The sequence below is a fragment of the Halocola ammonii genome (assembly GCF_049334165.1).
In the GTDB taxonomy this organism is placed as follows: domain Bacteria; phylum Bacteroidota; class Bacteroidia; order Flavobacteriales_D; family Sanyastnellaceae; genus JBEGHD01.
Genome location: NZ_JBEGHD010000070.1, coordinates 1 through 317, shown reverse-complemented (window position 1 = coordinate 317; position 317 = coordinate 1). Strand labels below are relative to the sequence as shown.

Below are 317 nucleotides of genomic sequence, written 5' to 3'. Positions count from 1 at the left end.
TCTGACAGCTGAGTAAACACTCCGTCAATCGTGTAGCCAAACTCTTCATAAGCTGGTCCGTCTACATCGGTGGTCAGGTAATCCCAGTCGAAGCTAATGGTCAGTGCTTTTGCTGCTGATGTGAGGGCTACAATCTGGCTAACCAGTGTTCCTGAATCTGAACTCTCTAGTGTCAGTCCGTCTGCTGTTACTTCTCCAAAGCCGTCTCCTGATGTTGAGCTAAACACCCATGGGGTGATCAGATCGTAGTCTGCTGAAGTTACCACCACTGAGCTGTCGCAGTTGTCTACCGCTTCTGCTGTTGTGGCTGGGATCTC

The 317-nt window shown here is 50.2% G+C and carries 1 protein-coding gene; it reads right to left on the bottom strand.

Annotation, left to right across the window (positions count from 1 at the left end; translation table 11 throughout):
• The coding region (locus ABHV44_RS16270; protein WP_459075770.1) for a hypothetical protein at nt 1–317 on the bottom strand (317 nt) is incomplete at both ends.